Annotated in this window: 16 protein-coding genes; 3 read left to right on the top strand and 13 right to left on the bottom strand. The window is 69.3% G+C overall.

All coding sequences use genetic code 11. The annotated features are described in order from the left end of the window. Window positions 1-179: 179 nt before the first annotated feature. The 8 genes from ACIRFL_RS32160 to ACIRFL_RS32125 form a co-directional block, all read right to left on the bottom strand. The gene (locus ACIRFL_RS32160) at window positions 180-1,217 is read right to left on the bottom strand and encodes a helix-turn-helix domain-containing protein (RefSeq protein WP_404035346.1); all 1,038 of its coding nucleotides are present in this window, start codon (window positions 1,215-1,217) and stop codon (window positions 180-182) included. 430 nt (window positions 1,218-1,647) lie between these two features. Then, the gene (locus tag ACIRFL_RS32155) at window positions 1,648-1,944 is read right to left on the bottom strand and encodes an SDR family NAD(P)-dependent oxidoreductase (RefSeq protein ID WP_404035329.1); all 297 of its coding nucleotides are present in this window, start codon (window positions 1,942-1,944) and stop codon (window positions 1,648-1,650) included. A gap of 141 nt (window positions 1,945-2,085) precedes the next feature. After that, a complete protein-coding gene (locus tag ACIRFL_RS32150) occupies window positions 2,086-3,162 on the bottom strand; it encodes a peptidase C39 family protein (RefSeq protein WP_404035326.1) in 1,077 nt (358 codons plus the stop codon). 100 nt (window positions 3,163-3,262) lie between these two features. After that, window positions 3,263-5,365: an iron ABC transporter permease gene (locus tag ACIRFL_RS32145; RefSeq protein WP_404035323.1), complete on the bottom strand. Its 2,103-nt coding sequence runs from the start codon at window positions 5,363-5,365 to the stop codon at window positions 3,263-3,265. Then, complete coding sequence (locus tag ACIRFL_RS32140) at window positions 5,362-6,426, bottom strand: iron-siderophore ABC transporter substrate-binding protein (RefSeq protein ID WP_404035320.1); 1,065 nt, start codon at window positions 6,424-6,426, stop codon at window positions 5,362-5,364. The genes ACIRFL_RS32145 and ACIRFL_RS32140 overlap by 4 nt, the downstream gene beginning before the upstream one ends. Continuing rightward, entirely contained in the window at window positions 6,423-7,355 is a 933-nt protein-coding gene (locus ACIRFL_RS32135; RefSeq protein WP_404035317.1) for an ABC transporter ATP-binding protein, read from the bottom strand. Before ACIRFL_RS32135 ends, ACIRFL_RS32140 begins: the two co-directional genes overlap by 4 nt. A 166-nt stretch (window positions 7,356-7,521) precedes the next feature. After that, window positions 7,522-8,361 (bottom strand): helix-turn-helix domain-containing protein, encoded by an 840-nt coding sequence (locus ACIRFL_RS32130; protein WP_404035343.1) that lies wholly within the window; start codon window positions 8,359-8,361, stop codon window positions 7,522-7,524. Between the two features lie 1,010 nt (window positions 8,362-9,371). Beyond that, window positions 9,372-10,922, bottom strand: coding sequence for a WD40 repeat domain-containing protein (locus ACIRFL_RS32125; RefSeq protein WP_404035314.1), 1,551 nt, complete (start codon window positions 10,920-10,922; stop codon window positions 9,372-9,374). A gap of 939 nt (window positions 10,923-11,861) precedes the next feature. Between ACIRFL_RS32125 and ACIRFL_RS32120 the strand changes: the two genes are divergently transcribed. Continuing rightward, the gene (locus ACIRFL_RS32120) at window positions 11,862-12,221 is read left to right on the top strand and encodes a hypothetical protein (protein ID WP_404035311.1); all 360 of its coding nucleotides are present in this window, start codon (window positions 11,862-11,864) and stop codon (window positions 12,219-12,221) included. A 152-nt stretch (window positions 12,222-12,373) separates the two neighbouring features. On the opposite strand, the gene ACIRFL_RS32115 is transcribed toward ACIRFL_RS32120, so the two are convergent. From ACIRFL_RS32115 to ACIRFL_RS32105, 3 genes are all read right to left on the bottom strand, one after another. Continuing rightward, window positions 12,374-13,033, bottom strand: coding sequence for an NADPH-dependent F420 reductase (locus tag ACIRFL_RS32115; protein WP_404035340.1), 660 nt, complete (start codon window positions 13,031-13,033; stop codon window positions 12,374-12,376). Window positions 13,034-13,111: 78 nt separating this feature from the next. Then, on the bottom strand, window positions 13,112-14,047 hold the full coding sequence (locus ACIRFL_RS32110) for an SDR family oxidoreductase (RefSeq protein WP_404035308.1): 936 nt from the start codon (window positions 14,045-14,047) through the stop codon (window positions 13,112-13,114). 91 nt (window positions 14,048-14,138) lie between these two features. Continuing rightward, window positions 14,139-14,765 carry an NADPH-dependent F420 reductase gene (locus ACIRFL_RS32105; RefSeq protein WP_404035305.1) on the bottom strand — a complete coding sequence of 209 codons (627 nt, stop codon included), beginning with the start codon at window positions 14,763-14,765 and terminating at the stop codon, window positions 14,139-14,141. Between the two features lie 180 nt (window positions 14,766-14,945). Here ACIRFL_RS32105 and ACIRFL_RS32100 point away from each other — a divergent pair, with 180 nt between their 5' ends. Then, window positions 14,946-15,857, top strand: a complete 912-nt coding sequence (locus ACIRFL_RS32100; RefSeq protein ID WP_404035303.1) for a LysR family transcriptional regulator — start codon at window positions 14,946-14,948, stop codon at window positions 15,855-15,857. Window positions 15,858-16,342: 485 nt separating this feature from the next. On the opposite strand, the gene ACIRFL_RS32095 is transcribed toward ACIRFL_RS32100, so the two are convergent. Both ACIRFL_RS32095 and ACIRFL_RS32090 read right to left on the bottom strand, forming a co-directional pair. After that, window positions 16,343-16,471, bottom strand: a complete 129-nt coding sequence (locus ACIRFL_RS32095) for a hypothetical protein (protein ID WP_404035300.1) — start codon at window positions 16,469-16,471, stop codon at window positions 16,343-16,345. After that, window positions 16,468-17,079, bottom strand: coding sequence for a TetR/AcrR family transcriptional regulator (locus ACIRFL_RS32090; protein ID WP_404035297.1), 612 nt, complete (start codon window positions 17,077-17,079; stop codon window positions 16,468-16,470). The genes ACIRFL_RS32095 and ACIRFL_RS32090 overlap by 4 nt, the downstream gene beginning before the upstream one ends. Before the next feature lie 143 nt (window positions 17,080-17,222). Here ACIRFL_RS32090 and ACIRFL_RS32085 point away from each other — a divergent pair, with 143 nt between their 5' ends. Then, the gene (locus ACIRFL_RS32085) at window positions 17,223-17,957 is read left to right on the top strand and encodes an SDR family NAD(P)-dependent oxidoreductase (protein WP_189316376.1); all 735 of its coding nucleotides are present in this window, start codon (window positions 17,223-17,225) and stop codon (window positions 17,955-17,957) included. Window positions 17,958-17,961 lie beyond the last annotated feature (4 nt).

Here is a 17,961-nt window from a genome sequence, read left to right as displayed (position 1 = left end):
GCCTCACCTGGTCGACGGCTGCCTCCCGCCCACCGGTCTGACCATGGACGACGGCGCGATCAGACCGCCGGACTCCGCGAGTTCAACCTGAGTACTCCACCCCGACCACACCAGACCCGAACCCTGAAACGGCCAAGCCACGTTGGCAGAGGGCTCACTTGGGGCCGGACACACGCCGCTCAACGGTCGCCTGCACCTGACTGCCATCCGGCGGTCCTGTGTCGATGGGCACGCAGGCTGTACTCGCGGTAGTCCCTGGGTGCCGTGCCGTACGTCGCGCCGAACATCCGCGTGAACGTGGCGTGGTGGGTAAAACCCCAGCGGGCGGCGATGCGATGGACCGGCACCGTGCGCTGGGCGGGGTCGGCCAGGTCACGGCGGATGTGCTCCAGCCGCTGCCGCCGGATGTACGTCGCGACGGTGTCCCGTTCGGGCTGGAAGAGACGGTGCAGATGGCTGACCGATATGTGGTGCGCGGCAGCGATCACGGCCGGTGCCAGGTCGGGGTCGTGCAGGTGCCGCCGGATGAACGCACGGATGCGCAGGATCAGGGTGCGCCGGTGGGTTTCCGGTGGCAGATGGTTCAGGGCGTCGAGCTCGTGGGCGAAAGCCGCGGCGACCAGGTCCAGCAGGACCGTCTCCAGCCGGCCGGCGTCGGCGGTGGTGTAGGAGCCCGCACCGGCGGTCAGCGTGGTGAGGAAGGAGGCAAGCAGAGCGCCGATACCGTCCCGTCCGTTCATGGGGCGGCCGAGCACCCGGTCGGCCTGTGCCGCGGGCAGCGGCAGGACCGTGCGGGGCACTTCGACGCTGAGAGCTCTGACCTCGTCCTCGCGGGTGCCCATGTGCAGGTCAAAGGGGGCCGAGGAGATGTGGCTGCGCAGGTCGCACGGGCCGTACGCGGATTCCTGGCCGTTGAGAGTGAATCCGACGGTGCCCCTTTGAATGAACGAGAGGTGGTACCGCTCGGGGTCGCACTGCCGGATCAGCCTCGGCGTCCTGCGCAGCACCACGGGCTGCCACCGCGACGCGTAGGCCGACACGGCATTCAGTTGTACCGCCTGGTGCACGCCGCGATAGTCAGCGGAGTGAACACTGCCCATCTCCATAGGGGCATGGCTCTGGGCCGCCCCCTTGCGCCACGCGTCGAAGCGGTCGGCCGACGGCAAGTCCTCTGTGCGGCACACAGTTTCGATCACTTGGTATCCCCGGTCGCACATCAGGGGCGGCAGGTCATGCCGTCCGGCTGTCATCCACGCACATCCTGAGGGGACACCCAAGAGAGAGTAAAGGCCGTGTCGTATGACGGGTAGTCTGCGAGACACCGATGGTGGCTCCCGCGACCTCCAAGGCCACGATGCTCAACAGCCGCTTCCTGAGGTCCCCCGCTGCGTGAGAGATGCTGATCAGCTGCCGGAACGGCCCACAACCTCATCCCCACGTGAAGCCACTCGGTGTTTGTTCTTGCCCGGGATGAACTTTGTCCCGATCCTTGCGTCCGGCAGGCGGCCAGGGCGTCGTCGTGGACTTGCTTGTTGGTCTGGCGCGGCTTGGCGGGCTTGGTCTGCGCGTAGAAGCGCCCCTGTCGCCAGGTGCCGGGGCGTTCGGTCAAGAAGTGGGCGAGGTTCGCCCCACCCTTCTCGGGCGAGATCAGCGCGATCCGGGACAGCGGAGTCCGGTACAGGAGACGGTGATCACGCTGCCCTCACCCGCCTGGAGCAGGTCGAGGAGGAGGCGCGTCAACAGGAAGGGTGCGAGGAGGTTCACCTGGAGGGTCTTCTCATTGCCGTCCGCGGTCACGGTGCGCTCGCCGAAGATCCCGCCGGCGTTGTTGGCGAGCACGTCGATACAGTCGACCGACCGCCGGATACCGGCCGCCAATTCGCGGACGTCGGCCAAGCGCGTGTAGTCCGCGAGGAAGTACTCCGCACCGGCCCCGCGTGCCACAGTCGCCGGCGGTGCGCCCGAGCTGCATGGTGCTGGGATGCGATCCCAGGGCTGGGTGATGCTGGACGGTTCGGTGATGCCACGACGTGACCATCTTCCCAAATGCCCTGCCTGTCATGGGAATTGACGGTCACTGGCCGCCTAGGCGCCCGGGCCGCCGATGATCACGGCGCCGCGGAAGGGGTCCGGCGAGATCGTCGACATCGCGTCGAGCGACGCGTCGGGTACGGGCAACAGATGGGCGTCGACCCAGGTGTCCCCCGCGGCTGCGTTGGCCCATGGGTCCTCGATCACGACGGCGCCGGGTACGACGCCGTGGCAGAGCACCCAGTGCGGCACGTCGAACCCCTGCATCCCGGCGAGCGAGACCAGGAGCAGCACGTGCTCTCTTCGGCCGATCGCGCTCCGTATCGCGGTCATGGGCAGGTGACGTGAGTCGATCGGGACACCGACCCGTCCGGCGTCCGCCCGCGACATGCGTTGGAGCACGGCACGCCACTCCCGCTCGCCCTGCGGACAGTGGTCGAGCAGGACGGGCCGTTCCACGTCGAGAAAGACCGAGACCGGGGACGACGGCCACGCCCGGCGCACGGCGACGCCCAGTCCGACGGGCTCGCACGCGGGGAAGTTCGTCGCGTCGCGCCACAGCGCCAGCTCCGCCGGGCGGTCCAGCGACTCCCACGGCAGCGTCCCCGCGTGTGCCTGCGCGACCAGGGCGGTGACGGCCCCGCACGTGAAGTGCGTCGTCTGCCCGTAGTACGGGGGCTCGGTCACCGCACCGTCGCACAGCCAGCGCACGTAGCCGGAACCAGGCCCGTCCGCGTCCTGCGCCGGTGCGAGCGGAGCACGCAGCGGGGCGAAGCCGACGGCGGCGGCCGCCTCGGCGCTCACCGTCCAGCCTTCCCACTTGACCTGCGCGAGCCCCCGGCGGCGTGCGTAGGAGACCACGGCGTCGACGGCCGCCGGCACGTCACCGACGGCATCGACGATCTTCAGGTAGGCCGTGTGCGGGCGTGCCGTCACCAGCGCGGCAGCGGCCCACTCTTCGCCGTCCGCCCCGGGAACGGCCACGATGTGCGGGGCGTGGGCGGAACGGTCGGCCGCGCGCCAGCGTTCCAGCACGTCGTGGGGTCCGAGCCGCCTCAGCGGGGTCGGCAACGTGTCGGGGTCGAACGGGACGACGCTGCTGTTCACGGGCGGTTCCTGGTGCGGCGGCATTCCGAGACTCCTGACGGGGTGGACGGGGCGGGGCGTCGCGCTGCGGGCCCCGGGGACGGTGGCGGTGGGGTGCCGGTCGACGCGGGTGTGCCGCTCGGCGTCATGCGCGGGACTGCCGGAGCACCCAGATGAAATACGGGGCACCGACCAGGGCGATCATGAGGCCCGCCGGTATCTGGGCGGGTGCAACGAGCGTGCGGCCGAGGGTGTCGGCCACGCAGACCAGGAGTCCGCCGAGCAGCATCGCGACCGGGATCGCACGGCCGTGCCGGGCGCCCACCAGCGACCGGGCGAGGTGCGGGGCGACGAGCCCCACGAAACCGACGACGCCGACGGCGATCACGCTGAGCGCCGCGAGCACCGCGGCGATCGCCAGTGCGGTGAAACGTGCGCGTTCCAGCCTGACGCCGACTATGCGCGGGGTGTCCTCGTCGACGGCGAGCAGGTCGAGCTGGCCGCGCATGGCGAGCAGCACCGGGAGGGCGAGCGCCAGGGCCACCGCGACCGGTACGACGTCGGGCAGCGTGCGCCCGTAGGTCGTGCCGGAGAGCCATGTGAAGATCCGGGGCGTGTTCCACGGGTCGGCACGCAGCAGGAGGAAGGTGGTGACGGAGCTGAGGCCGTACCCGCAGCCGATGCCGATCAGTACGAACCGGTCGGGCAGGAAGCCGCCGCGCCAGGCCAGCAGGGCGATCACCGCGAACGTGGCGAGCCCCGCCGCGACCGCGACCGCGATGAGCAGCGGCCGTCCGCCGGGCAGTCCCGACGTGACGACGCTCGCCGCGCCCAGCCCGGCGCCCGCCGTGATGCCGAGCACACCCGGCTCCGCCAGCGGGTTGCGCACCGCGCTCTGCACGACGCATCCGGCCAGTCCGAGCGCCGCGCCGGCCAGGACCGCGGCGGTCACACGCGGAACCCGGTCGTCGAGCGCCTGGCCGATCAAATCCGGGGCGGCTCCCCGGGCCCAGAGCGCGATGTCCCCCGTGCGCAGCCAGAGGCTCCCCGCGAGCACTGCCACGAGGACCGCCACGGCCAGGAGCGTCACCGCGCCGAGCACGACGACGAGGAACGCGCGGCGCGACCGTGTGGCGACCCGTGCGCGCGGTGGATGCCGGAGCCCGCCCGTGTCGCGCAGGCGGAGCGCGAGGACCACGATCACGACGGAGCCGAGCAACGCGGTCGGCACACCGGTGGGAATGGCGGCGGCACCGTCCGCACCCTGGACCGCACGCAGCGACGCGTCCGCGAGCAGGATGAGCAGCGCGCCGAGCAGCCCGGCCGCGGGCACCAGGAGGAGGTGCCGGTGCAGCGACCGGACCCGTCCCGCGATCAGACGGGTCAGCACGGGGGCGCCGAGGCCGACGAAGGCGATCGGGCCCGCGAGTGTCACCGCCGTGCTGGTCAGGAGTACCGCGCAGAGCACCGCGGCCACGCGGGTGGTCCGAATCGGCACGCCGAGCGTGGACGCGGCGTCGTCGCCGAGGTTCATCACATCCAGCCTCCGGGACAGTGCCAGGGCGACGCACAGCACCGTGGCCACGAGGGGGAAGGCGCGGACCGACGCGTCGATGTTCAGCTGGGCGAGCGAACCGCTCCCCCAGGCGAAGAGGCCGGTCGTGTTCTGGTCGAACAGGATGAGGAGCATCCCGGTCGCCGCGTCCAGGGCCATCGCCGTCGCCGAGCCGGCGAGAACGAGGCGGGTGCCCGCGGTGCCCGCGGCCCGGCCCGCGAGGAGCAGCACGAGCGCCGCCGCGAGCAGGCCGCCGGCGAAGGCGACGGCGCCCGACGCCCACAGCGGGACGGCGAGACCGAAGGCCGCGACGAGCGAGAGCGTGAAGTAGGCCCCGGCCGTGACCGCAAGGGTGTCGGGGGAGGCGAGCGCGTTGTGCGTGACGGACTGCAGCAGCGCGCCGGCGGTGCCGAGGGCGAAGCCCACCGCCACGCCCGCGAGCAGGCGCGGCAGGCGCGAGCCGGTAAGGATCTCGCCGACCGGCGCCCCGCCGGTGTTCTCCCGCTCCCCGGCGAGATACCGCACCAGATCGCCGACGCCGACGCCCGACGCCCCCTGGGTCAGGTGCCACAGGCCCACCAGGACGGTCACGGCCACAAGGAGCGCCAGGACGGCCACCCCGGCGGGGCCACCGCCGTGCTCGGCGCGCGGCGGCGTTCTCCCTCCGGATGCCGATGTCCACGGTGTGTTCACTTCTTGTCGAGTACGTCGACGTAGGCGTCGATCGCCTGCTCGCACGAGCGCGGACCGCCGGCGCCCCACACCCGCGCCGGGAAGGCGTGCGCGCGGTTTTCCTTCACGGCCGGGATGGACTTCCAGATCGGGTTCTTCTCCAGCGCCGCGACGTACCCCCCGGCTCCTTCGTCGTTGGCGTAGAAGAGGTTGGCGTTCCCCACCGCCGTAAGTCCCTCGACATCGGTCTGTGCGAGGCCGTAGGCGGGATCGACACCCCCGTCCCCGTGTGCCTTGTTGACGGCGTCGGTCCACGCGGGGGTCATGCCCAGCTGCTCGCCTATCTCGGTGAACAGGGCGCCCTTGCCGTACGGGCGGACGGTGAGGTTGCCGCCCTGAAGCCATCCGTCGAAGAACAGGAAGTCCTTCGTCGGCAGATCGGCGGCGGCGACCTGCTTCTTGGCCGTCGCAAGGCGCTCGTCGAACTCCTTGAGCACCTGGCCGGCCCGCTCGGTGCGCCCCGTCGCCTTGCCGATCATGCTGAACACGTCCCGCATGTTCCCGATCGGATCAGCCGGGTTCGCCCCCCGCGTGGCCAGCAAGGGAACGCCTCGCTTCTCCAGCTTCGCAATGGTCTCGTCGGCGGCGTCGAACGCCTCCACGACGATGAGGTCAGGCTTCGCCGCGAAGAGGGTGTCGAGGTCGGGCTCCTCACGGGTGCCGATGTCCGTCACCCCGCTGGGCAGTTTCTCCGCGCTGACCCAGGTGCGGTATCCCTTCGCGTCGGAGACCGCGACGGGGGTGACGCACAGGGTCAGCGCGTCCTCGATCTGCTGCCACTCCAGGACCGCGATCCGTTCGGCTGGCTTGTCGAGCTTCACCTGCCGGCCGACGCCGTCCTTGAAGGAGACCGGCTTCGTCGAGGTGGTCGTGGTGTCCTTGGCACAGCTCTTCGACGCGGGCGACGCGCCGGCGCTACTGCCGGCCTCGGCCTTGTCGACGGTGGTCGTGCCGCAAGCCGTTGCGGCGAGGACGACGAGCCCTGCGGAGGCCGACGCCGCCAGACGACGGGCACGGTTCATGAACGGTCCTCTTTCTTGTGGTTCTTGTGGTTCTTGTGATGCGTCGGAGCGGCGGATGTGCCGCTCCTGGCGGGGTGCCGCCCGAGGGGGTCGATGCGGAGCCGGCCCGTGCGGGGGTCGACGCCGACCTCGACACGGATGTCGTAGACCTCGCCGATGTTCTCCGCGGTGAGGACGTCGGCGGGTGCGCCCACCGCGTGCACGCGGCCGGCGCACATCAGGACCAGCGTGTCCGCGACTCGGGAGGCCTGGTCGAGGTCGTGCAGCACGATCCCGACCGCGATGCCGTGCTCCTCGACGAGATCGCGCACCAGGTCGAGCGTCTCGATCTGGTAGCGCAGATCCAGGTGGTTGGTCGGTTCGTCCAGCAGCACGACGCCGGTGTCCTGGGCCAGGCAGGCCGCGAGCCACACACGTTGCATCTCCCCGCCGGAGAGTTCCCCGACCGGCCGGCCGGCCATGTCCCGCACACCGGTGACGCCCATGGCGTGGTCGACGGCGCGCCGGTCCTCGGCGGTCGGTCCGGCGAAGCCACGCCGGTACGGGTGGCGTCCGAACGCCACGACCTCCGTGACCGTCAGTCCATGGGGTGCGGGCCTCGACTGGGAGAACAGCGTGACCTCGCGGGCGAACTGACGGGCGCTGAGCAGGGCCGCGTCGCGCTCGGGCGGTCCGTCAGGGGCGCCGAGCGTCACCCGCCCGCCGTCCACCCGGTGCAGTCGGGCCAGCGCGCGCAGCAGTGTGGACTTCCCGCTGCCGTTCGGCCCCACCAGAGCGGTCGCACGGCCGGGCTCCAGGGCCAGCGAGACGCCGTGGACGACCGGCGTCCCGCTGTATCGCAGCACCAGATCGTGCCCGCTGAGGGCGGCCACCGGCATGGCCGGACCGGCCGCACGCCGACCGGCGCGCGGGGAGGAGCGTGTGAACATGGTGGGTCCGGATGGTTGGAGGGGCAACGACTGCGGCACCCTCCGTCCGGCCGTTGCCGGTCGGGCAGCACGGACTCACCGGCGCCCGGGAACCCCGTACGCGGCGAGCAACAACTAAGGGTTGCCTAACTTCGAGAAGGCTATATTCCGCTCGCCGTGTCGACAATCAGGAGTTCTGGACACTCGATACGGGATTCCGGACACCGTCTGAGGTGCCGTCGGCCGAGTCGAAGTACGCGCCCGGCGTGGTTCCCATGACACGTCGGAAGGCCGCAATGAAGGTGCTGGGCTGCGCGTAGCCGAGCGAATCGGAGACGGTCTGCACGTCGAACCCCTCGGAGAGCAGCGTCAGCGCCCGATGGACGCGCAGCACCTGCCGCCACTGTGCGAAGGACAGCCCTGTCGCGCGGCGGAACGCACGGGTGATCGTGCGGTCGCTGATCCCCAGCCACCGCGCCCACTCCTCCAGCGAGCGGGAGTCGGCAGGATCGTCCAGCAGGGCTTCGGTGATCGCATCGATCCGGGCGTCGCCGGGCAACTGCAACGCGAACTGGCTCTCCAACGGCTGGAGGACGTCGAACACGACCGACTCCGCCCGCGCCCTGGCAGCGGCATCGAGATCCGTGCGGGACAGATGGGTCAGCAACGACTCCAGCAACGGCGTCATCGCGATCACCGTCGGCCCCTCGAACGCGAACGGCGTGCGGTCGGGGGCGAAGAAGGCGTCGTGGAACTCCGCGCCCGCCGTCGCCCGTCCCCCGTGCACCACGCCGGCCGGCATCCACAGCCCGTGCCCCTCGGACACGGTGAAGATACGGTCCTCCACACGGGATGTCAGCGTGCCCCCGCGCACCCAGACCAGTTCGTGCAGGGGATGCGCGTGCGGCGCCCACTCCGTGGGAACGCGAGGAACCTGCGACTCGGCGATGATGACGAAAGGGGCTGCCGCCTGGTCCGGAAGTGCCGCGGCCCGGCGCACCACGGTCCCCTTCTCGCGCCGCCACATCCCGGGGCTCGCGCCCTCACGCGACGAACTGACCATGCGTGCGAGTCTATCCGGGGCGGGGCGGGGCGGCCGAGGCCGGTGAGCGAGGTCCGGCCCGGACGGTGTGCGAAACACCCCGCGGGGCCGGCCGTTACGAAGCCCGGACCACGGCGGGCTGCAGCCGCTCCGGCCCGCCGTCGGCGGCGCCGTCCGCACCGACCTCACGGATCGCACACAACGGCCGGCCGTCCGGCGCCACCGCACACACCGCACTGAGCGGCCGCGGGCGACTTGGTCAGGCAGACAGCGGCAGACTGGCAGCCCATCGAAGCCAAACGGGCGGGCGACCTGGGCTGGTCACCCCGTCAACCGGAGCTTCGTTGTGTTTCGAGACGGACTTCCGCTGCATCCTCACCCCTCCCAGCCCGACGCACGTGTGTGAGGGACTGTAAATCGCTCGGCCCTGGCCCACATTCGGTCGTAGCGAAGCGTGTGGCCATCCGCAGTGGCGCTGATCGTCCCCGAGCCGAACGGATGTGACGACACATCCGTTCGCGGCAGAAGGCGGGACGGCACAGCCGATCGTGCGCCGCGGCAGCACGAACACAGTCCGTCATCAGCGGACGACGACCGTGCCGACCTCGACCGGCGGAAACCGGGACCCGGTCACTCCCCGGGGTCGCGCACGCCGACGAGGACACCGTCCCCAATGTGATCCACACGTTCAACAACACAGGGCCGGCCCGCCTGGACCCCCTGGTGAGCGGAAGGCCGTCCCCGCCGGCCCGATCGTGACGATGAGGACCGAGCGCCCCGAGGGCACCCTCAACGCTGGGGTACGAACGGGCGCCGCAAGCGCGCCCATCACAGTCTCGCTCGGGGGCCACATCAAAGTGGCTGTCCAGTAGCAGCGGGCATCAGGTGGGGACCGGGCTGCCTACGCCGCCGACGTCAGCCGCCGAGACAGGTCGTAACGTCTTCAACCCGCGGACCGCATGGGCAGCAGCTGTCGGATTTTGAGTGGAATTCAGTCAACTCTTGCCGACAGTGGGTAGGACCCACAGCCGCACGGTCCGGTCTTCGCTGCCGGTCGCCAGGATCCGACCGTCCGGCGAGAACGCCAGGGTCGTGACTGCCTTTGTGTGTCCGACGAGAGGATGCCCGATACATTCGCGGGTGATCGGGTTCCACAGCCGAACCGTCTTGTCCCGGCTCGCCGAGGCAAGTAGTCCTTCGCTGGAAAATGCGACGCAGGTAATTCGTCTGGCGTGTCCGGTAAGGGGTTTTCCTATCTGCGTACGGGTGACGGGATTCCAAAGACGAACGGTCCAGTCATCTCCGCCCGTCGCAACGTATGAGCCGTCACGTGAATAGTCGATTGCATGGAAACCCGCAGGAATCCCGCGGTTCAGGAGGGACCGCAATGGGTTACTGTAATACATGGGGCCTTGCAGTGTGTTGCCGACACCATGTTGGGTTGCGGACTCCCAAAAGCCGACGCGCGACGAAGGCATACCTGTTGCAGTGATCATTTTGCTATCGGGCGAGAAAGCCATCCTGACGGGTCCTCGCTTGCGGAACGTCGTGGGCAGCGGCACACCAATGGGCTCACGGGTCTTAACATTCCATAGCACGACCTTGGTATGCGGCCCTACGGCCGCAGCCAGAACCTCGCCATCGGGCGAGAACGCCAGCGACCAAACCGTCGCGGTGCTGATGGAAGGCCCGCGCTGCTGTCTGGTATCGCAGTCCCATAGCCGTATCGTGCCGTCGTAACCGGCTGTGCCAAGTAGCCTGTTGTCTTGGGGTGAGAACGACACGGAGGTGACCCTGCCCGCATGCCCCTTGAGAGGCAGATCGATCTGATGGTGAGTGGATGTGTCCCAGAGCCGGACCTCGTGATCATTGCTGCCGGATGCCAAATAACGTCCGTCGCGCGAAAATGCCACCGAGGTGACCGCTTTCGCGTGACCGGTCAGGGTAGCCAGCGGATAACTGCACCCTCCTTGCAGAATATTCAATACAACATGCGTCGCCGGTCCCCCCTTTGTGAAGTGTTCTTGCCGGCGCCGAAGCTCAGAGATCTCGGCCTGCAGCCGCTCGACGGTCCATGTCAGGTCCGATGAGCTATTTTTGTCCGAAGTCGCCTTCTCGTCCGTCTGCGTGGGCTCTGAAGTTCCTTGCCGATATCGCTGTTCGGTAACACCACCAAAATCATCGTGTGCAACTGATCCTGATGTCCGTCTTTCCATGGACCCGGGCAGACCGTGCCGGACGGCTTCCCAGAGGGCATGGAAATTCCTCACTGTCGCATCCGGATCCGGACGGTGCACCGACAGGCTGGCGAGATAGCGGACGGCAGCCTCCACCCGAGCCCAGGAGGGCACGGCCTCTCCGCGCAGCAACTTGGCGAGCGTCTCGTGGCTGACAGGAGCACGCGCCTCATCTGCCTCACCAATCTTCCTGGACATACTGCGGGTACCAGGGGTTCCAGCTTGTCTGTAGAGCGCATGAAACGCTTCGACCAGATCTCGCTTGGGGCCCGGAGGACAAGACTCCTCATCCGGCTCTGGGATCGCCATGATGCTCCTACCGCTGCAGTGTCAACTCGCGTCAACTACAGCCAAGTTTGCCGGGCCCGGGCTGCGAGTGCAGGCAGTTCTCATCAATGAGCTCCAGCAAGCCGACTTGGCCCTCGCAGACGTTTGAGAGTGGAGAAGCGGTGCCGCACAACTGACTGCAACGCGGAAGGAAGACTCATGTCTGCACACGACAGGCACACCTGCCTCGGAAAGCGTGCCCGGTGGGATCGGATCATCATCGGCAGCGCTCTCTCCGGTGCAGTGCGGGCCATAGCCAGCTGGCTGCTTGGCCGTTACACGACCTGACAGCCTCCTCGTCGGCTGGCCGGAGCCCCTGCTCCGGCCAGCCGGCTGGCACTCGTCAGCGCTCAACCACTCGTAATCGTGCAGCAGAGGCAGTCCGAACCCCGATGCGGGCCCGCCTCCCCAGTAACCCACGCAAGTGCTTGGTCCTGGCCGAGACGCTCACCGAGGCGGTCGAGCGCATCGCCGCCGGCGAGAGCGTCAGCGGGCCTGCCCCCCGACCGCCACCGCGCCGCGGCCGCCGAGTTCTCCGACCGATATGCCGGGACCTACCTCGGCAAACGCGAGCTGCGCGCGCTGGTTGCCAACCCCTGCCGCCAGGTCTACGAAGACCCTAAAGCGTTCCTGACCTGCCACCACGACGCGTTCACCGCCCTGTGCAACCCCGACCGCGACCGAGCGCGCGACCGCGGCCGCCCCACCCCGGACCACTCCCGCTGCCATCCGGCGTGCGCGAACATCAGCCGCACTGACAGCCAGATCGCCGCCCTACGGGCCGAGGTCGCTCGGATCAACGCGGACGCCGACGCAGGCCTCGACCCCTGTCCCGTCGCGGCCCGCGAACAGCCGCGCAGAGCCCATCTCACCGACATCATCCGCCGCCACGACGCCCAGCGCCGAATTCGAGGAGCGACGATGAACACCCCCGCCGCGGCCGTCCCCGGCTCGCGCGACGGCGTGGCGCTGGCCCAGCCCGTCGGCGAGGCCGTCGCTCACGCCCAGGGTCACGACGGCACCGAGTACGTCGCAGAGATCAGAGCCACCACCGACGCCATGGCGCGCCTGCTGATCGGCGCCCCGCTGCACTCCGACGGCAAGCTGACCATTGTCTCCCTCGCCGCGGAAGCCGGCCAGCGCCGCAACAAGCTCATCCACAAGCACACCGGCCTGAAAGACCTGTTCTACGCCCTGGTCAGGTCCGCGCCGAACGCGACGATCTGCCCAGCCAGGCGCAGCTCTTGGCCCGGACCGCCCAGGGAGCAGTCCGCGACCTGACCAAGCGACGTCGAACCTGACTCCGCGCGACGAGACGCAGGGCAAACCCTTCGCTGGATTCGATACCGTTGCGTGTGAAATATGCCCCCGCCGGTATCCCCGGGCGGGGGCATGGTACGGCCGGACCACCTCACGGTCCGCACAGTTGACGGTTACCGCGTTGCGGTGGCCAGTGCCGCGCGGATGGCGTCCTCACCGGCCGGCCGGCCCTTCTCGTTGGAGAACGGCCCGTACGGTGTTCCCCACACCGGCGTGCCCGTCGCCTGCCGCCAGCTGTCGGCCAGGGTTCCCGCGTCTGTCACGCTGTAGCCGATGGAGTCGATGAATTCGGTCACCGCCGCCTTCGCCGGTGCAGAGTCCCCGGCGATCGGCAGGTAGGAGCGGTCGGCCGCCCCTGCCGGGCGGGCGAGTGACAGCAGGTGCTTGAAGAAGATGTTGTTGAACGCCTTGACGAGCAGGGCGTTGGGGACGTACCGCAGAAGCAGCTCGCTTGAGGTGAGGGACTTGCTGTCGAGCTCGGGGATGTGCCCGTCACGCTCGGGGCCGTAGTTGCAGGTGTCGATGACCGTCTTCCCGGCCAGTGGTGCGGCGGGCACGTGGGGGAAGGCGCTGACCGGCACCGTGACCACGACAATGTCACCGGCCGCCGCGGCCTCTTCGCTCGTCGCCGCGGACGCCCGCGGCCCCAGTTCCTCGGCTGTGTCCCGAAGCGTTTCGGGACCGCGCGAGTTGCTGAGCAGCACCTGGTGCCCGGCCCCGACAGCGAGTCGCGCAAGAGTCCTGCCGATGCTTCCGCTTCCGATGAATCCCACAGTCGTCACAATCACAATGTCCTTCAGAAGAGCTGGACTTGCCGGTTGGCGGGCTCGTCACGATTCGGGTCCCCGCCGTCAGCCGGCGGGGAAATAATGGCCGTTGTCCAGATCGGCGAGCAGGCCGGGCCGGGCGGGTTCCCAGCCGAGGGTCCGGCGGGTGATGAGGTTGGACGCCGGGTAGCCCTGCGTGACGATATGCGTGAGGAACCCGAAGTACCCCGGCGTCATCAGGGCATCGTCGGGAACGCTCACGGCGGGCAGGCCCAGGCGGCCGGCGATGGCCTCGGCGATGTCGCGGAACGGGATGCCCCCGTTCTCGACCGCGTGCCAGTATCTGCCGGCCGGCCCCTTCTCCAGCGCCAGGCGGAACAACGTGGCGGCATCGCGGACGTGCACGGCGTTCCACAGGTTCGCGCCGTCGCCGGGGTAGCCGACGAACCCCTTCTCCTTCGCGAGCGCGATCAGCGTGGGGAGGAAACCGGCACGATCGGTCGTGCTGTGCACGATGTTGGCGATCCGCACGACCGAAGACCGCACCCCCTGCTCGGCGAGGCCGACAACGGCCCTCTCCACGACGTTGCGGACCCGCAGGGTGCCCTTGTGCTCCTCGCCGGCGGGCAGCGCCGGGTCCTCCTCGGTGGCCGGCCGCTCCAGGTTCCCGGGCGAGCCTATGCTTCCCGCCGTGACCAGCGGCTTCCCGGTTCCCGCCAGTACCTCGCCGTACGCGAGCATGACCGGGAGCTCCGCAGCGGCCACGGCGTCCATCCCGCCGGAGGGCAGCAGATCCTGCCTGTGGGCGACATGGATGACGCCATCGGAGCCCGAGGCTGCCTCCTTGAGCCCGTCGAGATCCTGAAGGTCGCCGCGACGCACCTTCGCGCCGAGCGCGGACAGGGCCGAAGCGGAAGCGTCCGACCGGGCCAGGCCGGTGACCTCGTGCCCGGCGGCGATGAGCTCGGGGATGATGTACGAACCGGAATGGCCGGTCCCCCCAGCGACGAATACGCGCATCTAACGGTCCTTGTGAGGGTAGGTGCAGGGTCTTTTCGTGCCGTAAGTGAACTGGCGTAATGCGGCACGAGAGGCAGTGGTTGGGGTGTGCTCAGCCGAGAAGGGCGATACCGAGGGAGAAATCGGTGTGCTTGACGGAGTGGTTCATGAGGCCCAGCTCCAGCAGGCCGACGTTCTCCAGTGCCCGCGCCATGAACAGTTCCCCGGTGTCCCAGGGGCGCAGCCCCAGGCTCTCGACGAACGCCGATACGCGTGCCTTCGCCTGCGCGTCGTCGCCGGCGATGAACACGTCCAGGGGGCGATCCTCGGCCGGGCCGGCCGCCAGAACGTGGGAGAACACAGTGTTGAACGCCTTGACGACGTGCGCGCCGTCGGGAGCCGCCTTGGCGATCTCCTGCGCGCCGGAACTGTCGTCGGGGACGACGAAGCCCTGCAGGTCGGGGGCTACGGGGTTGGTGATGTCAACGATGATCTTGCCGCGCAGTGCGTCCCCGTACTCCCCCACCACCGCCGCCGCGGCGGCGTACGGCGCGGCGTGAATCACGATGTCCCCGGTCGGGGCGGCCCCGGCCGTCCCGACCGTGGCGCCGCCGAGCGTGGCGGCCAATTCCTTGGCCTGGTCGCGGCCGATGATCTCGACGGCGTTACCGCCGGCGAGCGCCCGGCCGGCCAAAGCACGGGCCATGTTTCCCAGTCCGATAATGCTGGTGCTGCTCATCGGTGTTCCTGCTTTCCGGGCTTTGGCCCTGCTGTCAATTTCCAGTGTCGAATTCTTGTGCCGAATTCATTTCGACGCCCTTGAGCGCCTGTTTTTCATGCTGCCAGCGGGTCTGAGCGGTGTCCAAGACCTATTGGAGCCGTGGTGATACCCTGGAGGTATCACCGGGCTGGGGGTTTTATGGATCTGGATCTGCGCAAACTGCGTTACTTCGTCACCGTGGCCGACCGGCTGCATTTCGGCCGCGCCGCCGATGAGCTTCACATCGCACAGCCGGTACTCAGCCGGCAGATCCGCGCGCTTGAGCAGGATCTCGGCGCCTCGCTGTTCACCAGGGATCGCCACGGCGTAGAGCTGACAGATGCGGGCCGGCAACTGCTGGCCGACGCCGGTCCGCTGCTCGCCTCAACCCACGCGGTCCGCCGCCGGGTGTCCGCTGTCGCCAGTGGCAAGCGGCGGCTGATGGTCGGCTTCCGGGCCGGCGTTGCAGTCACCCCGGCGGCCCGCGCGTTCGAGGACCGGCACCCGGACGTGGTCGTGGACGTACAGCGGATCGAAGCGGACGACCAGGCTGCGATGCTGCTCGACGGCCGCATCGACGTCGGCTACGTACGGCTGCCCATCGACGAGACCGGCCTGCGCGTCACCCCGCTGTACACCGAACCGCGGGTAGCGGTACTGCCCGCCGGACACCGACTCGCCCACAAGGAGGAGGTCACCGAGGCCGATCTGGCCGGCGAACCGCTGGTCTGGCACGGTGATCCAAGCACGCAGCCCACCAAACGCCCGCTCCCCAACGCCGGGTACCCGGTGCGCGGGGTGGACGAGACGCTCGCGCATGTCGCGGCCGGACGGGGCATCTCCTTCCTGGCCCGTTCGGCATCCGTGTTCTACTCGCATCCGGACGTCGTCTATGTGCCCATCCCCGATCTGGCACCCGACCAGGTGTGCCTCGCGGTGGCGGCATCGCACACCTCACCGGTAGTAGACGACTTCGTCACCGCGGCCCAGTCGACGGCCGAGATCACCGCAGAATGCGGGAACTACGAGATGTGGCAGCTCGGAGGCGATGCCGTCTCAAGGCACGCCTGAGCAGTCCGACCGACCCCCGTTCATCATGCTGGAGAGTGAAACGGCCTGATGGAGCGGCGCTGTTGCGGCTGGCCTCTGAGCCGGTTCCGCTCTTCGCGCAGCAGTTGTCGGAGGGGGCCCGAAGCATCTGAGACCGACTGGAAGTATGTGCTGCGGACGCGGCTCAAGTCCGCTGATCGCCGGCGGTCCGCCCTTCGTAGTGTCGGGAGTCGGTCCGTGGGATCCAGAACCCGACGGCGGGTTTCAGCCGGCTGTGCCGGCTGCCCGCCTGTTGGCCTTCGTTCCGGGCCGGCCTGGCCCAGACGAACCGCTCACAGAACCTCCCAGCTGCGTACAAGTTCGTCATGCGCCACCGCCTACGGACTCATGCGATCAGCCGTCTGTCCGAACCGGCCGCGCGTCAGCGCCCCGGGCCGGGATGACCGCCTCAAACTCCTCAAGCCTTCAGGGGTCGCCGCTCTCCCCGGCGGCTTCTGCCGCTGGCTTCAGCAGGCGGCCAGTTCCTTAAAAGCCAGGAGGTCCGGGCCAGGTGCCGGGCGGCTGGTGTCGCGTACCAGCGGGTGCGGCCGCGCGACCGGCAGCGCGTCCAGCCCGGCCGCGGAATGCCAAGTCAACCTGACACCTCCTCCGGTCGCCGGTCATCGCCGGCCGCGGCGGGGATGGCGTTGTCGATGAGGACGGCGGCGATGGCGGCGGCGGTGGGGAAGGCGTCGGCGTCGAGGACCCGGGTACGGGCCGCGGCGCCGTCGATGAGCAGCGCAAGCTGCTCGCCGAGCTGTTCAGGATCGGCGGCGCCGGCTTCGCGGGCGGTGTCGGCGAGCCGCGCGGCGACGGCTTTCTTGTAGTCGCGTGCGTACTGGGATGCGGGGTGCTGGGGGTCGTGGAGTTCGACGGCGGCGCCGATGTAGGGGCACAGGGGGGTGGTGGGCGGGATGTCGAAGGCGGCGAGGAGCCGTTCGCGGGGCGTGAGGTCGGTGCGGTCGAACACGCCGGACAGAACGGAGGGATCGAACCGGCGCAGGTACTCGGCGACGAGCTCGTCCTTGCTGGTGAAGTGCTGGTAGGCCGTGCGCTTGGACACCTGGGCCGCCGCGCAGAGCTGGTCCATGCCGGTGCGGTTGATTCCCTGCTCGCGGAACAGCTGCTGGGACGCACTGAGGATGCGTTCGCGGGCGCCTCGGCCGCGGCGGCGACCCTTGGGGCCCTTCTCCAACTCCGTCATGGGTCCATGGTACCCCGCTGGGTAACGTCCGGTGTACATAGTTTGCGCCCCGGCGACCTGCCCCGTACCGTAAGCACACAGGGCGGTGTACATAACACCGTCACCCCAGGTGCGCACGGCACCATCGACCCAAGGGAGCGACCATGGGAAAGCTCGACGGCAAGGTAGCGGTCATCACCGGCGGCACCACCGGCATGGCGCTGGCCGGCGCAAAGCTGTTCGTCGACGAGGGAGCGCACGTCTTCATCACCGGCCGCCGCCAGGACGCCCTGGACGAGGCCGTGAAGCAGATCGGCCGCAACGTCACCGGCGTCCAGGGCGACGCCGCCGACCTGGACGACCTGGACCGCCTGTACGACACCGTCAAGCGGGAGAAGGGCAGCCTCGACGTGCTGTGGGCCAGCGCCGGCGTGGGCGAGCCCGCCCCGCTCGGCGAGATCACCGAAGCCCACTTCCACGCCGCGTTCTGGCTCAACGCCCGCGGCACCCTGTTCACCGTCCAGAAGGCACTCCCGCTCTTCAACGACGGCGGCTCCATCCTCATGACCGGCTCCAACGCCTCCCTCGGCGCCTTCCCCGGCTGGAGCGTCTACGCCGGCAGCAAGGCCGTCCAGCAGGCCTGGGCCCGCGTCTGGCTCAACGAGCTCAAGGACCGCCGCATCCGCGTCAACGTCCTGACTCCCGGCCAGGTCGCCACCGCCAAGCAGGAAGAGCTCTTCGACGAGGCCACCAAGCGCCAGTTCGAGTCCCTCATCCCCCGCGGCCAGATGGGCCGCCCCGACGAAATCGCCACCGCCGCCCTCTTCCTCGCCTCCGACGACTCCAGCTACGTCAACGGCATGGAACTCGTCGCCGACGGCGGCACCACCGCCATCTGAACCG

Source organism: Streptomyces sp. NPDC102462 (genome assembly GCF_044765425.1).
GTDB lineage: Bacteria > Actinomycetota > Actinomycetes > Streptomycetales > Streptomycetaceae > Streptomyces.
The sequence above is the reverse complement of the archived record's forward strand: the minus strand, read 5'-3'. Positions and strand labels throughout refer to the sequence as shown.